This window comes from Lysinimonas soli (assembly GCF_042655435.1).
Lineage (GTDB): Bacteria > Actinomycetota > Actinomycetes > Actinomycetales > Microbacteriaceae > Lysinimonas > Lysinimonas soli.
Genome location: NZ_JBHSMG010000002.1, coordinates 603,967 through 618,797, shown reverse-complemented (window position 1 = coordinate 618,797; position 14,831 = coordinate 603,967). Strand labels below are relative to the sequence as shown.

8 protein-coding genes are annotated in these 14,831 nt (G+C 71.4%); 2 read left to right on the top strand and 6 right to left on the bottom strand.

Annotated elements, in window-relative coordinates:
* The first annotated feature begins 4 nt into the window (after nucleotides 1-4).
* Nucleotides 5-610 carry a 4'-phosphopantetheinyl transferase family protein gene (locus tag ACFPJ4_RS10580; protein WP_386740371.1) on the top strand — a complete coding sequence of 202 codons (606 nt, stop codon included), beginning with the start codon at nucleotides 5-7 and terminating at the stop codon, nucleotides 608-610.
* Here the strand turns inward: ACFPJ4_RS10580 and ACFPJ4_RS10575 are convergent.
* Nucleotides 607-1,926 carry a M1 family metallopeptidase gene (locus tag ACFPJ4_RS10575; protein ID WP_386740370.1) on the bottom strand — a complete coding sequence of 440 codons (1,320 nt, stop codon included), beginning with the start codon at nucleotides 1,924-1,926 and terminating at the stop codon, nucleotides 607-609. The two genes, ACFPJ4_RS10580 and ACFPJ4_RS10575, sit on opposite strands and share 4 nt — an antisense overlap.
* Nucleotides 1,923-5,900 (bottom strand): Pls/PosA family non-ribosomal peptide synthetase, encoded by a 3,978-nt coding sequence (locus ACFPJ4_RS10570; RefSeq protein ID WP_386740369.1) that lies wholly within the window; start codon nucleotides 5,898-5,900, stop codon nucleotides 1,923-1,925. The genes ACFPJ4_RS10575 and ACFPJ4_RS10570 overlap by 4 nt, the downstream gene beginning before the upstream one ends.
* A 131-nt stretch (nucleotides 5,901-6,031) precedes the next feature.
* On the opposite strand from ACFPJ4_RS10570, the gene ACFPJ4_RS10565 reads away from it, so the two are divergent.
* Nucleotides 6,032-6,514, top strand: a complete 483-nt coding sequence (locus ACFPJ4_RS10565; RefSeq protein WP_386740368.1) for a hypothetical protein — start codon at nucleotides 6,032-6,034, stop codon at nucleotides 6,512-6,514.
* A 16-nt stretch (nucleotides 6,515-6,530) separates the two neighbouring features.
* Here the strand turns inward: ACFPJ4_RS10565 and ACFPJ4_RS10560 are convergent, their stop codons facing one another.
* The 4 genes from ACFPJ4_RS10560 to ACFPJ4_RS10545 all read right to left on the bottom strand — a co-directional run bounded on the left by ACFPJ4_RS10560 (nucleotide 6,531) and on the right by ACFPJ4_RS10545 (nucleotide 14,796).
* The gene (locus tag ACFPJ4_RS10560; protein ID WP_386740367.1) at nucleotides 6,531-8,942 is read right to left on the bottom strand and encodes a glycosyl hydrolase family 95 catalytic domain-containing protein; all 2,412 of its coding nucleotides are present in this window, start codon (nucleotides 8,940-8,942) and stop codon (nucleotides 6,531-6,533) included.
* On the bottom strand, nucleotides 8,939-9,886 hold the full coding sequence (locus ACFPJ4_RS10555; RefSeq protein ID WP_386740366.1) for an acetylxylan esterase: 948 nt from the start codon (nucleotides 9,884-9,886) through the stop codon (nucleotides 8,939-8,941). The genes ACFPJ4_RS10560 and ACFPJ4_RS10555 overlap by 4 nt, the downstream gene beginning before the upstream one ends.
* A 73-nt stretch (nucleotides 9,887-9,959) precedes the next feature.
* On the bottom strand, nucleotides 9,960-12,518 hold the full coding sequence (locus tag ACFPJ4_RS10550) for a X2-like carbohydrate binding domain-containing protein (RefSeq protein ID WP_386740365.1): 2,559 nt from the start codon (nucleotides 12,516-12,518) through the stop codon (nucleotides 9,960-9,962).
* Between the two features lie 61 nt (nucleotides 12,519-12,579).
* Nucleotides 12,580-14,796: an alpha-galactosidase gene (locus tag ACFPJ4_RS10545; RefSeq protein WP_386740364.1), complete on the bottom strand. Its 2,217-nt coding sequence runs from the start codon at nucleotides 14,794-14,796 to the stop codon at nucleotides 12,580-12,582.
* Between the last annotated feature and the right edge of the window lie 35 nt (nucleotides 14,797-14,831).

Sequence of the window (14,831 nt, the reverse complement as noted above, 5' to 3'; positions counted from 1 at the left end):
GGGTGTGGACGGCATCGCGATTCGTTTCGACCGGCGCACTCCGTTCGACCCCGGCGCCGCGCGCGCGGCGCTCTCCGACGACGAGCTCGTCCGCTACGAGTCGTTGCCGGCGGCGAGCGGGGGCTCCTTCCTCGCGGGTCGCCTGCTGCTGCGCACCCTCGCGGGCGAGCAGCTCGGCGTCACCCCGCGGGAGGTGCCGCTCACGGCCGTCTGCCTCGATTGCGGAGGCCCGCACGGCAAGCCGGTGATCCTCGGCACGGAGCTGCGGGTCAGCCTCTCGCGGTGCTCGGTCGGCGTGGTCGCCGTGACGGCCTGGGGTCGCGAGATCGGCGTCGACCTCGAGCCGGTGCGGGGCAGACCGGGCCGGCTGTCGGCGATCCGGACCATCACCGGGGCCGACGGGCTCGAGCATTGGACGAGGGTCGAAGCCGTGCTCAAGGCCGACGGGCGCGGCCTGCGCGTCGATCCGCGCGAGGTGACGATCTCGGAGTCGGGGAGCGAGCGATACGCGGTCGTGTCGGGGAGCCCGAGCCGTTACCGCATCATCGAGCCCGGCATCGAGACCGGCGGCGGCGCCGACGTCCAGCTCAGCATCGCGGTCGCGAGCTAGGGCAGGCGCGGCAGCGGGGTCTCGAACAGCCAGGCCGTGAAGAGGCGGTCGAGGGAACGACCGGCCGCCTGGCCGGCGAGCGCCTGGAAGTCGGCGGTCGTCGCGGTGCCATGCCGGTGCGATCCGGTCCAGCTGCGCAGCAGCTCGAAGAAGGCCGGATCACCGAGCGTCGACCTGACCGCGTGCAGGGTCAGGGCGCCGCGCTTGTAGACCCGGTCGTCGAACATCAGGGTCGCCCCGGGATCGCCGACGACGATGTCCCGCGGCAACGCACTCAGCTGGCGCCGATAGTGCTGCGCCCAGCCCTCGGCCGACATCCCGCCGGAGTGCTCCGACCAGATCCACTCGGAGTAGCAGGCGAAGCCCTCGTTGAGCCAGATGTCCTTCCAGCTCGAGAGCCCGACGCTGTTGCCGAACCACTGGTGCGCGAGCTCGTGGGCGACGAGACGTTCCGACCCGCCGTGACCATCGGCATGGTTCGCGCCGAAGATGGCCAGGCCCTGTGCCTCGAGCGGGATCTCGAGCTCGTCGGCCGTGACCACGACCGTGTAGCCGTCGAAGGGATAGGGGCCGAAGCGCTCCTGGAACAGCGCCATCATCCGGTCCACGGCGGCGAAGTCGCTCGCCACGCGTGCGGCGATCGTGCGCGGGTACGCCAGCACGCCCGGAACACCGGACCAGTCCGGCGTGGCGCGCTCGTAGCGCCCGATCTGCACGGTCGCCAGATAGCTCGCGGTCGGCTGGGTCTGCTCGTAGTGCCAGTGCCCCTGCCCCGAGGCGACGTGGTGATCGACGAGGGTCCCGTTGCAGACGACGGTGTATGCCTGATCGGTGCGGAACCGGATGTCGTATGCCGCCTTGTCATCCACCCGATCGTTCGTCGGGAACCAGCTCGGGGCCCCCGACGGCTGCGCCGCGACGAGGACGCCGTCGGCCAGCTCCTCCCAGCCGACGGGACCCCAGCGACTGCGGATCGGGCCGGGCGCGCCCGCGTACTCGATCACGAGGGTGAAGTCCTCGTCGGCGGGAAGAGCGACGGCGGGCGTGATGACGACCTTGCGCGCGGCCTGGGCGAAGCGTGTTCCCCGGCGACCCTCGATGCGCACCCGGCTCACGCGGAGCTTGGCCAGGTCGAGGGTGAAGCGTTCGAGCGCCTGTGTGCTGTGGGCGTGGATCGTCGCCGTGCCGTGGAGGCGGTTCGTCGAGATCCGGTAGTCGAGGTCGAGCTCGTAGCGCAGGACGCGGTACCCGCCGTTGCCGTGACCCGGCAGGTAGGCGTCGCCGGCGGTCATGGCACCGACCGTCTTGGCCGTCATCGACCCGAGGTCGCGTGGTAGTCGCCGACCGTCACGTCGCGCCAGGGGCCGATCGGGTTGCCGCTCCAGCGGCTTCCGACGGGCACGAGCTCGCCGCGCATCACGAGCGAGGCCGGTCCGACGGTTCCGTGCTCGCCGATGCGCGCGGCGGGAAGGATGACGCTGTGCGGTCCGAGCGTCGCGCCGGGTTCGAGGGTCACGGTGTCGATGCTCATGATTCGATCATGAAACAGGTGCGTCTGCACCACGCAGCCGCGATTCACCGTCGAACCGTCGCCCAGTTCGGCGAGATCGGCCTCGGGAAGCCAGTAGCTCTCGCACCAGACGCCGCGCCCGATCCTCGCGCCCAGGCTGCGCAACCACCAGACGAGGGCCGGGGTTCCGGCCGCCGACTGGGCGAACCACGGCGCGGCGACCATCTCGATGAAGGTGTCCGACACCTCGGTGCGCCACACGAACGCCGACCAGAGCGGGTGCTCCTCGACGCGGATGCGGCCGACGAACGCCCACTTGGCGAGGGTGCTGATCGCCGCAGCGACGGCGCCGGCCGCGAGCAGCACGACCCCGCTGAGCAGGGCGGCGACGGCGAGCCCGCCGGCGACCGCGAGGGAGGCGAGCGCGAAGACGACGCCGAGGCCGATCGCGCAGGTGACGAAGACCGGCACGATGCGGCACAGCTCCCACAGCGCACGGGCGATGCGGAGCCGCACCGGCGGATGGAAGGTGCGGCTGTCGTCGCTCGCGGCGACCGTGCGGCGCAGGCGGACGGGCGGGGAGCCCAGCCACGACGAGCCGGACTTCGACTTGCGCGGGGCGGCCGACAGCACGGCGACGAGCCCGTCGCGCGGCACGACCCGGCCGGCGGCCGCCATCCCCGAGTTGCCGATGAACGCGCGCTTGCCGACCTCGACCCGGGCGATCCGCAGCCAGCCGCCGCCGAGCTCGTAACTGCCGATCATGGTGTCATCGGCGAGGAACGCCCCGTCTCGGATCGTGGTCATCGCCGGCAGCAGCAGCACCGTCGACGCCTCGACATCGCGACCGACCCGTGCCCCGAGCAGCCGCAACAGGGCCGGGGTCGCGAGGCTCGAGTACAGCGGGAAGAGGAAGGTGCGCGAGAGGTCGAGCAGTCGCTCGGTGCTCCAGATCTGCCAGCCGATGCGGCTGCGCACCGGAAAGGTTCCCTCGCGTACCCCGATCGACAGAAGGCGGACGACGGCGACCAGCAGGGTGGTGAAGACGAACCCGGCCACGAGCACGGCCGGGACCAGCGCAACGAACGCACGGCCCGCGGCATCCGCCAGGGTCGGCGCACCCTGCATGACGAGAGCCAGGATCACGGCACCGGCGGCGAGCGAGACCAGCGGGAGCAACGACAGCAGCATCGACGAGGCACCGAACGCCGCGAGCCAGCGCCGCCCGTGCGGCGGTCGGGACTCGGGCCACCAGGCCTCGACCGACCCTTCCCGCTGCGCGGGCGAGCCCGCCCAGACCTGCCCGGTCGGAACCCGCCCGAAGACCGACGAGCCGGGCGCGATCTGGGCGCGTTTGCCGATCCGCGTTCCCGGCAGCAGGGTGCTCCGCGCGCCCACCGTGCTGTCGGCGCCGATGCGGATCGCGCCGAGGCGCAAAATGTCGCCGTCGATCCAGTACCCCGAGAGGTCCACCTCGGGCTCGATCGAGGCGCGCGCCCCGATCGTCAGCATCCCGGTGACCGGCGGCACGGTGTGCAGGTCCACGTCGCGGTCGATCTTCGCGCCGAGGGCGCGGGCGTAGTAGCTGATCCACGGCGCTCCGGCGAGGCTGACGGCGCCGACCAGATGGGCGGCCTGTTCGGCGATCCACAACCGCAGGTGCACGCTCCCCCCGCGCGGGTAGTCGCCCGGCTTGACTCCGCGCAGCAGCAGCCGGGCGCACACGACCGCGATCGCCATGCGCCCGAACGGCGTCACGAACAGCACGAGCAGCGGGATGAGCACCCCGAGTGGCACGGTCGGCAGCACCTCGAAGCCGCCGAATCCGCGCAGGATCGCGGCCGCCGTCAGAAGGTAGAGCAGCCACCGGATGCCGCCGAGCGCGAAGAGCGGAATCCCCAGGATCGACTGCAGCAGCTGCATCCGCAGCGGGGTCGGCACGACGTGGTGAAACGCCGTCCGATCCCGCTCCGGGCGGCCGGTGCGCGCCGTCAGCGCGTCGGCCATGGCGCCGAGGCGCGGGTGCGCATAGATCTCGGCGACCGTGAACTCCGGGTCGCTCTCGCGGATCAGGGCCACGAGCTGGGCGGCCGCGAGCGACCCGCCGCCGAGGTCGAAGAAGTTCGACGAGACATCGCTGACCGGGATGCCGAGCACCGCCTGCCACTGTTCGGCCAGGCGAAGCAGCCCCGGATCGGCGACCGCCTCCTCGGGCGCGACGCCCTCGAGAGGCCACGGCAACGCGGCTCGGTCGACCTTGCCCGAGGTGCGCACCGGAAGCTCCGGCAGCGGTGCCAGCAGGGGGACGAGCGCCGCCGGCAACTCCTCCCGCAGGCGGCTCATCGCCGCGGCGCGATCGAAGGCCCCGGGGTCGGGCACCGCGAGGTAGCCGACGAGGACATGGTTGCCCGAGGTGGTCTCACGCACCGCGACCGCGGCCCCGGCCACCCCCGACAACTCGTGCAGGGCGGCCTCGATCTCGCCGAGCTCGAGGCGCCGGCCGCCGACCTTCACCTGATCGTCGGCCCGGCCCTGAAAGACCAGGCCCTCGCGATCGAAGCGCACCAGATCCCCGCTGCGGTACGCCCTCGGCCAGCCGAGCAGATCGTGGGAGGCGTACTTCTCCGCATCCTTCTCGGGGTCGAGGTAGCGCGCCAGCCCGACCCCGCCGATGATCAGCTCGCCGATCTCGCCGTCGCCGACCGGGCGGCCCTGCGGATCGACGACCGCCAGATCCCAGCCGGCGAGCGGCAGGCCGATGCGCACGGGGTCGCTACCGTCGAGCAGGGCGGCACAGGCCACCACGGTCGCCTCGGTCGGGCCGTAGGTGTTCCAGACCTCGCGCCCGTCGACAGCGAGGCGGGCGGCGAGCTCCGGCGGGCACGCCTCGCCGCCGAAGATCAGCAGCCGCACGTTCTCGAGCGATTCGCTCGGCCAGAGCGAGGCGAGCGTCGGGACCGTGGACACGATCGTGATCCCCCGCGCGATCAGCCACGGGCCGAGGTCGACGCCGCTGCGCACCAGGGCTCGAGGTGCGGGGACGAGGCACGCCCCGTGCCGCCAGGCGAGCCACATCTCCTCGCACGAGGCGTCGAACGCGACGGAGAGGCCGGCGAGCACCCGGTCGCCCGGGCCGATCGGGTCGGTCTGCAGGAAGAGCTGCGCCTCGGCGTCGACGAACGCAGCCGCCGAGCGGTGCGAGACGGCGACGCCCTTCGGCACACCCGTCGAACCTGAGGTGAAGATGATCCATGCGTCGTCATCGACACCCGGCGGTTCGACCAGGGGCGTCGACGAGGTACTCGGATGCGGGGGAACCCCGGCGAAGAGTCCGGCGGGAGGTGCGGGCCTCTCGATCTCGTCCGTCGAGACCGCGGCGTAGTGTCCGGCGCCTTCGATGACCCCGCACACCCGCGCCTCGCGGAAGACGAGCTCCGCCCGCTCGTCGGGGTCGTCCGCATCCACCGGCACGTAGGCGGCCCCCGCCGCGATGACCGCCAGGATGGAGATGTAGAGCTCCCGCGATCCGGACGCGAGGCGAACGCCGACCCGGTCGCCGCGCCGCACGCCGGCCAGCCGCAGCCGGGCCGCGGCCGCGATGACCCGCGCCATCAGTTCGCGGTAGCTGATCGCCCCCTCGCCGTCGTCGAGGGCCGAGGCGTCGGGCCAGGCAAGCGTCGAAGACCGCAGCACGTCGAGCAGCGTCCTGGGCGATGGTGCGCGCTCGCCCGCACTCAGAATGCCCGGCTGCTGCTCGCTCGATCTCGGTTGCTCGGTCACGCCCATCCAGGAGACTCGTGTGGTGTCGAAGGCGCCGGTCAGACTACGCGACCGAAGTAAACCGCCGTGTTCACCTTGCGCCGTTAGGATCGGCGGACCGAGTCGTTCGGACCGGTGATCGGAGAATCACAGTGGCATCCACGAAACGATCCAAGAAGGCCGACCCGGTCGCCGTGCCGAAGCTCTCGAAGAAGAAGCGCGCGAAGGCCGAGGCCGAGCTCGCGGCGGCCGCGAAGAAGGCCAAGAAGGCCGCCGCGAAAGCCAAGGAGCAGGCGAAGAAAGAGGCCGCCAAGGCCAAGGAACTCGCCAAGAAGGCGGCGACGAAGGCCAAGGAGCGCGCGAAGAAGGACGCCGCCAAGGCCGAGGACGCGGCCAAGAAGGACGCGACCAAAGCCAAGGAGGCCGCGAAGAAGACCATCTCGAAGGCCAAGGACCGCGCGAAGACGGTCGCCGAGGCCGTCGCCGGCGAACCGGCCTCGAACGTCGACTCCGCCCCGGCACCGACCGAGGAGACCTACGCCACCCTGCGTGCGCGCGCCCGCGAGCTCCGCATCCCGAACTACTCCCGCATGTCGAAGGTCGAGCTGCAGAGGCGCATCGCCGACCGCGGCTGACCGGCCGTCGGCCGCGTCAACCGCCGGACGCAACGAGGCGGAGCTGCTCGTCGAGCTCGACCCGAGCTCCCGCGGCGAGGTCGATCGTGACGCGTGTGTCTCCGAATCGCACGACGACCGTCCCTGACCCCGCGATGCGAGCGAGCGATGCACGGCGCAACCGGCCGTGCGCCCACTCCGCATCGACGATGAGGCCTCCCCGGGCTCGGAGGCCAACCACCTCCCCCGGCGGCCACGCCGGGGGAAGGGCGGGCAGCAGATGCACCTCGCCGGCATGGCTCTGCAGGAGGATCTCGGCGATCGCAGCGGGGAATCCAAGGCTCACGTCGACCTGGAACGGCGAGTGCGCGCGAAGCAGGGTCGGGACCAGGCCGCCCCATGCCCAGTGGTCGGCGCCACGGAGGTCGGGGTCCGGCTCGGCCGGACGGAACGTGGTGTGCATGATGCGCTCCGCGGCCTCGCCGTCGCGCAGCCGGGCGCGAAGGGCGATCGACCAGACCCACGGCCAGCCCTCGGCGGGATGGGACCGACTCGACACGAACGCCGAAGCGGCGGCCGCGAGATCGGGACGCGCGTCGACGTCGATCCGTCCAAGCGGATAGAGCCCGACGAGGGCCGAGAAATGCCCGTGGGCCGGGTCGGGGTCGGCACGATCGACATGCCACTCGCGGATGCGCCCGTCCCCGCCGACGGCATCGGGCTCGATCCGCGCCAGCGCGGCACGCGCACGACCGATGATGTCGTCGTCGAGCCCGAGGATGCCCCCCGCCTCGATCGTGTCGTGCAGTACCTGCGAGATGACGGCGCGGTCAATCGCCGTGGCGCGGTCGAGGGCCGCGGCGCCATCGCCATGCACGAAGTGATTCTCGGGCGACGTCGCGGGGTTGGTGACGAGCCACGGGCCGCCCTCGTCGAGCAGCCAGTCGAGTGCGAATGCCGCGGCCCCGCGCAGCACCGGCCAGGCACGCGAGCCGAGCCAGGCGTCGTCGAGGGTGAAACGGTGGTGCTCCATCAGGTGGGTGACCAGCCAGGTGCCGCCCGTCATCCAGATGGCCCACGCGGGATCGCCATGCCCCATACCCACCGGCAGCGGCCACCCCCAGAGGTCGGTGTTGTGGTGCCCCACCCACCCATCGACCCCGTAGAGGCGGCGCGCCGCCTCGGAGCCGGTAGCGGCCATCACCTCGAGGAGGTGCAGGAGGGGTTCTACGGTGTCGCCGAGCCCGGTCGGATCGGCGCCCCAATAGTGCATCTGCACGTTGATGTTGGTGGTGTAGTTCGACGACCACGGCGGGCGCAGATCGTCGTTCCAGAGTCCCTGCAGATTGACGGCGGGCCCGCCGGGTCGCGACGCTGCGACCAACAGGTAGCGCCCGTATTGGAACAGCGCCGGCACCGCGATCGCATCGACGGGGTCCGCGTCGAGACGATCGACGACGACCTCCTCGGGCGTGCCCTCGAAACGGAGGGCAGCAGCGGCGAGGAGCGGCCGCACGTCGTCGACGTGCCGCCGCAACGCCGTCCCGCCATCACGCGACAGCGCCGCCTGAGCGCGCTCGACCGCACGTCGTCCGTGCGCAGCACGGTCCAGCCCGGGGGCACCGGAGAACCAGTCCTCGGCGGCCGTCGACGAGGCGACGGCCAGCCGGATCACATGGGCACGGCCGATCACGACGCGACCGTCTCTCACGACGACCTCCCCGTCGGTCTCCACCGCAACCGCGGCCGCGGCGACCGGCCCCCAGGCATCGTCGGTGCCGTCCGCGGGATGCCCGGGGCGCTTCCGGTCCCCTCGCCACCGCATCGGTTCGACCTGCGACTCGTGGAAAGGGGCGCCGTCGACTGGGATCTCAACGAGGAGCACGAGGCCATCGCGGTCGGCACGGCGATCGACCGTACGCAGCCGGGTGGTGAGGTCGATCTCGATGTCGACCGCGGCGCCCTCGGCTCGGATCTCCACATGGACGGCCTGGTCAGGGCGGCTGGCCCACGCCCGGCGCTCGACGCGGACGAGGTCGTTCTCGACGATGTCGTCGTAGACCGCCTCGAGAAGGTCCAGCGTCCGGCCACGGTAAGCGGGCGTCGATCCCGCGAACCGCATCCGCACGCGAAGGTCGAGATAGGGCAGGAACTCCTGACTGTAGGTGCCCTCGAATCCCATCAGCAGGCGCTCCGCGTCGTCGAGCCGACCCTCGCGTACGGCGACTCGCACCCGTTCCAGCGCCTCGGGACCGGCTCCCGCCGCGACGAGCGCGTCGAGCTCCGCACGCCATGAGTCGGGGGTCCCGGACCATACCGTGCCGTCGTTGATCTGCAGGTGCAGAACCTCGACGGTACCGAGCACCATCGCACCGAGGCGGCCGTTGCCGATCGGACTCCCCTCGATCCAGCGGTTCGGCTGGTCCTCCCAACGCAGGATGCGGGTCATGCCGGGGCCGGTCCGAAACGCTCGCGGAGCACCGCGAGCGCGCCCCGGCGGTCGGCGGCGCCACCCGCTTCGTGGCCGGCGCGCGGCCACCCGCGGTAGGTGACCGGCGCGGCGTAGGCGGCCACCGCCGCGACCGCGGTCTCCGGCGGGCAGATGTCGTCGTCGAGGCCGGCGCTGATCCAGCCCGGCGCGGTGGCATGCCTCGCCGAGGTCACCCCGTCGACGTAGGCGAGGGTGCGCGCGACCGCCTCGGCGTGGTCCGGATGGTCGGCGAGGTAACGGCGCAATTCGAGCCACGGGCCGGAGCCGGCGCGGCGCAGGGCCGAGGGCGCGTCGGTGAGAAAGGGCGACTGGGCAAGAACCGCGACGAGGTCGGGCACGAGCGCGCCGACGCCGAGGGCGATGCCGCCGCCCTGGCTGTTGCCGATCATCGCGACTCGTGTCGGGTCGACCTCGTCGAGACCACGTGCCGCCTCGATCGCGCGGGCGCCGTCGACGAGTACCCCGCGGTAATAGGACCGCTCCGGATCGGTGATGCCCTCGAGCAGCTGGCCACCGCGTCCGCCTCCCTGGCCGAAGGTGCCCATGATGAGGTGGGCGAAGCCCGCACCGGCCCAGGTGAGATCGTCGATCGGGTCGAGACGACCGGCCCCGTATCCGTTCGCGTGCACGACGGCGGGCAGCGGTCCGGACCGCGCGCGCGGCAGTCGAAGCCAGCCCGAGACTCGACGCCCGTCGGCTCCCGCGAAGCTGATGTCGCGCACCTCGATGGCGGTCAGTCCGACGTCGATGACCTCGGCATCCACGTCGAGCGGATGCCGACGCGCCGCAGCGAGGGCCGAGTCCCAGTAGTCGCGATAGTCGTCCGGGGTCGGCAGGGGCTCGTCGCCGAGCACGGCGGGATGCAGCACTGCGGTGGGCCGACCGCTGTTGGCGGTGCTCATAGCGTCCTCGTTCCGGAATGACTTCGTCATGCCTTAGGAGGGCCAGGGCTCATGCCCCGGCCCTCCAGGTTGATCAGCGAACGGTGTAGCGGATGACGTCGGTGCGCATCACATCCCCCGATGCCTTCACAGCCATGAAGGTGTGCTTCCCGTCGGAGAGTCCCGACACGCCGAACACCTTCTGCTGCGTGCGACGCGTGGCACTGGAGGTGTCGACGCGCTTCACGCGCTTGCCGTCGATGTAGATGTCGACGAGCCCCTGGTCGGGACCGGTCGCCGTGATCCAGTCGACGCCCGTACCCCGGAAGGTGTACGACACCGAGGCACCGTCGGCCCTGGCCGCGTGCACGTCGTCGAGTACGTCGCCGCGGAACGAGACCGTCACCTGGTCGGAGCCCACCGGCAACGTGGCCAGGAACTTCTGCGCCAACGTGACCTTCGCCCCCGACACCGTGTAGTCGGTGCCCTTGACGAGCGCCTTCCCGCCGTGCGAGATGGCCGTCAGCTCACCCGGGTCGCGCAGGATGCTGAACGTCGCGGCGGCCGGCGCCTTGGTGTCGAACGAGACGGTCGCCGGATCGAGCAGTCCCTGCTGGATGACGTCGAGGCGGTCGAGCAGCATGAAGCTGCCCGACTTCATGACCACCTTCAGGGTGTGCTGACCGCTCGCGAGATCGTTGGTCGAGAAGACGGTCTGCTGCGCGACGTGCGGATGCGCCGCGTCGCTCGTCGCGCTCACCGTCTTCACCAGTTGCCCGTCGATGTACACGTCGGCATCGCCTTCGGACGAGTCAATCTCGGTCACCCACGAGACGCCGGTGCCCTGGAAGCCGTACGAGAACGAGTCTCCGACACGCTGCGTCCAGTGCACTCCGTCGCCGTAGTCGCCGAAGCCGCGGCCAGTGCTGGTGTTCCAGGTGCCGGTGTAGGCGATCCCCGGAGCCGTGTCGTCGAGCGTGGTCGTGATGTCGGCACCGGAGCTGGTCAGCGGAGCCGGCGTTCCGGTGTCGGTCACCGTCACCCCGAGCGACTGGGAGGCCGCGGCGACTTCGGTGCCGCCGTTGCGGGTCCAGGTGTCGCCGTAGCCGACTCGGAGGGCATCGTCGTTGACGGCGACGGTCGCGCCCGACTGCGGTGTCACCTTGAGCAGGCGCACACCGTGGATCGGCACGTCGGACGCCGTGAACCCGGTCGACGAGCGGCCGACATCCTTGCGAGCCCACAGGTCGCGCACGGTGGCGGACCCGGCCAGCCCGATGTCCGACCAGTTGGCCGTGATGTCCTTCTCGGTCTGACCGAGGTTGAACAGGGCGACGGTATAGCTGCCGTCCGGCTCGAGCGAGTACCAGACCTGCTGGCTGGTGGAGGTCGAGACCGGTCGAGCCGGGGTGCCCGCCTGGTCGACTGCGACCACCTCGGGGTTCGTCAGCAGGCTGACGCCGTAGGAGTCGAGCTGCGTGAGATCGTTCCCGGTCGACAGCGGGGCCGCCGAGACCGCCCACAGCGTCATCGCGGTCTGCCGCTCGTCGCGGGTCAAGCCGTCCATCCTGCCGTTGCCGATGTCGAGCGAGTCCAGGTCGTTCCAGCCGCCGTCACCCGCGTTCCGCCACCAGGTGGCGACATCCGGGAACAGGCGTGCGATGTTGTTCCAGGTCGTGAGCGACTGCCCGGCGCAGTAGCACTCGACATCCCACTCCACGCGCCAGCCGTTGGCCTTCGAGCGCCAATAGGACGCCTGGCTCGGGTCGAGCGCCCAGGACAGTTCGAACCAGATCTTGTGCGCCTTCAGCGCCGTCGACCACGCGGCGACATCGCCGCGGGAGTCGAGCGAGCCGTCGGTGATCCCGGACCCGGGCGTCACACTGTCGAACTTCACGAAGTCGATGCCCCACTTCGCGAACTGGTCGACGATCGAGTCGATGTACTTCTGCGAGCAGGGCTTCGAGAAATCGATCTTGTCGTTGATCCCCCAGTAGTCGGCCGTCGTCACCGGCTGGGCGGCGATGTCGTGGGTCGTGCAGCCGGGGGCGCCCGCGATGGGCAGATTGGCGGCGTACACCGCTGGGGCGACACCGGGGGTCATGTAGATGCCGACCTTCTGACCGTTCGCGTGAACGTGGTCGATGACCTTCTGGAAGCCCTGCGGATAGAGGGTCGCGCTCGGCACGGGGCGGCCGTTGCCGTCGAACGCATCGGTCCAGCCGGAGTCGATGTTGATGTGGTCGTAGCCGGCCTTCTGCAGCTTGCCGTGCATGGCATCCGATTGGGCGATGATCTGTGCGGCCGTGATCCACGTCGGGTGGCCGCTGTAGACCTGCATGCTGTAGCTGCTCCAGCCCATGTACGGCGACACCGCCCACGGGTCGGCGGTCGACGCCGCGGGTTTCGCCGGGGTCGCCACGGGAACCGAGGTGGGGCTCGGGCTAGGGGTCGGATCGGTCGTCGGCGTCGCCGACGGGGTGGCCGATGCGGTCGGTGCGAGCGAGGCGCTCACCGATCCGCTCGGGGTGGGCGCGGGTGTCCCGTCGGGGGCCGCTCCGGCCGGAGCCGTGGCCGCGGCCACCAGTCCGATCGCCGCGACCGCAGCCGTGACGATCCCGAGGGTCCGTCGCGCTCTCGTCTGCCTTGTCATCTGTCGTTTCCTCTCTGGGCCCGGGGCGTCGATGCCGTCGGGCGGTTGCAGCGGTGGGCCGTCAGGGGAGGCGCTGGACGTCGAAGACCATCGCCTGTTGCGGGTTGAGGGTGGGCAGCGGCAGGCCTGCGACCGCCAGCACGGAGCCGGGCAGCTCCGCTCCGCCGACGGTCGCGGCGTCGGCGACCCACGCGGGGTCGACGTTCTCGTGTCGGCTTGCGTCGCCGAGCTCGGTGCGGATGCGCACGACGTAGCGCTCCCGCGGGTCGAGCCCCGGCAACCGGACTCGGCCGGTCTGGCCCGCGGCCGAGGTCGCGAGCCGTGCCCAGGTGTAGAGCGCACGGCTGCCGTCGTGGGCGACGATCCCGCTGAGCAGCACTTCGTCGTCGGCGAGGTCGGCGTTGACGACGCGACCGGTGTGGATCAGGCCGCGCAGCTCGCGGTAGCTCCGCGACCACGCGGCGATCCGCTCCAGCTCGGCGTCATCCGCCTCCTGCAGGTCCCACTCGATCCCGGCGTGGGAGGTGAGGGCGACCGCGAGTCGGAAGGAGAGCTCGGTGCGGCGGCCCGTGGTGTGGGAGCGTTCTGCGCCGAGATGCGAACCGATGAGTTCCGGCGGCAGGAGCATGCGCGTCCAGCGCTCGATCTGGAGGCGCTCGACCGGGTCGTTGCAGTCCGACGCCCAGGCACGGTCGGTGCGATCCAGGATGCCGAGGTCGATGCGCCCGCCGCCGCCCGAGCAGGTCTCGATCTCGAGCCCGGGGTGACGTCGCCGAAGCTCGTCGAGCATCCGATAGAGGGCGATGGTCTGCTCGCGGACGACTTGCCGGTCGACCCCGTCACGTCGGCCGACCGGCTCGGAGAGATCGCGGTTGTGGTCCCACTTGACGTAGTCGACGCTGTACTCCGCGATGATCGAGCTCACCCGGTCGAGCACGTGCGCCCATGCGTCGGGGCGGGCGATGTCGAGCACATACTGGTGCCGGGCCGGCAGGCCGTGGCCCTGCCGCGGGCCGAGAACCCACTCGGGGTGCTCACGAGCCAGATCCGAGTCGAGGCTGATCATCTCAGGCTCGAACCACAACCCGAACTGCATGCCGCGGCCATGGACCAGGTCGACGAAAGGGCCGAGCCCGTCGGGCCAGGTGCTGCCGTCCACCGTCCAGTCGCCGAGCGCGGCGCCGTCATTGCGACGGCCGTGGAACCAGCCGTCGTCGAGGACGACGCGCTCGACCCCGATCCGGTCGGCGCGTTCGACGAGCTCGGTGAGTCGCGTGAGGTCGTGGTCGTAGTACACGGCCTCCCAGGTATTGAGCGTCAGCGGACGCGGCGACACGGGGTGCGTCGCGCGGGCCCGCAGCCGCCGGTGCAGCCGATCGCCGAGGCCGTCGAGGCCGGCGCCGCTCCAGACGAACAACGCGGTCGGGGCGTCGTAGCGCTCGCCGCCGGCGAGGATCACCTCGCCCGCGCGCAGGGCCTCGCCGACGCCGAGCACGGAGCTGAGGGCTCCGGCGCCCTCCGGCAGCCGCTCGACCAGGTACTCGGCATCGCCGCTCCAGGCCAGGTGGGTCGCCCAGGCCTCACCCCGCCCGAACCCGAGGTCGGCGGTGCCCGCGACCACCAGGTACGGTGCGTCGTGGCCCGGCTTGCCGCGCCGCGCCCGGCGCACGTGGGTCCCGTCGAGCAGCGGACCCCGCTGGGGCGAGCGTTCGCGGCACCACTTGCCGGAGAAGTCGAGGATGTCGACGGCGCGCTCGGGAACGGGGAGCATCGCCCGAAGTCCGCTCAGCGCGTAGGGCGCCGCGCCGGAGCCGATGTCGGAGCCCGTGACGAGTGAGGTGTCGCGCTCGATCGACATGTCGATCGCCAGGACGCCGAAGGGGTCCAGTGTCAGCGTCAGCCGCGCGCGCATCCCGGTCACGACGTCGACCAGCTCGATCGCGATGCTCCCGCCGCCGTGATCGTCGACGCGATGCACGACGGCGACGGTTTCGGGACGCGGAGTCGTCGCGGTCCCGCCGGCATGGCCCTCCTGAGCGGGCGTTCCGAACCAGCCCTCGTACTCCGCCGGCCACACGCTGAACACGCGCGGGGCATCCGGCGAGTTGTTGAGCACGGCCGGGATCGAGGTCTCGCGAAGCGCCGCGGCCGTGCGCTGGTCGACGGGGCCGAGGTCGGCGCCCCAGTGCAGCACACAGGGGACGCGACCCGTCGTGTCGACCACGAGGGAGGCGCCTGCGGCACGCAGGGTGACCACGGCATCGGTGCCGTCGAGCATCGTGAGCTCCAGGTTCTCGAGTTACTTGACGTCGT

Excerpts from the sequence above, each read along its gene's own strand:
- ACFPJ4_RS10575 (WP_386740370.1), bottom strand. The coding sequence starts at position 1,926 with ATGACGGCCAAGACGGTCGGTGCCATGACCGCCGGCGACGCCTACCTG.
- ACFPJ4_RS10560 (WP_386740367.1), bottom strand. The coding sequence starts at position 8,942 with ATGACCCGCATCCTGCGTTGGGAGGACCAGCCGAACCGCTGGATCGAG.
- ACFPJ4_RS10555 (WP_386740366.1), bottom strand. The coding sequence starts at position 9,886 with ATGAGCACCGCCAACAGCGGTCGGCCCACCGCAGTGCTGCATCCCGCC.
- ACFPJ4_RS10550 (WP_386740365.1), bottom strand. The coding sequence starts at position 12,518 with ATGACAAGGCAGACGAGAGCGCGACGGACCCTCGGGATCGTCACGGCT.
- ACFPJ4_RS10545 (WP_386740364.1), bottom strand. The coding sequence starts at position 14,796 with ATGCTCGACGGCACCGATGCCGTGGTCACCCTGCGTGCCGCAGGCGCC.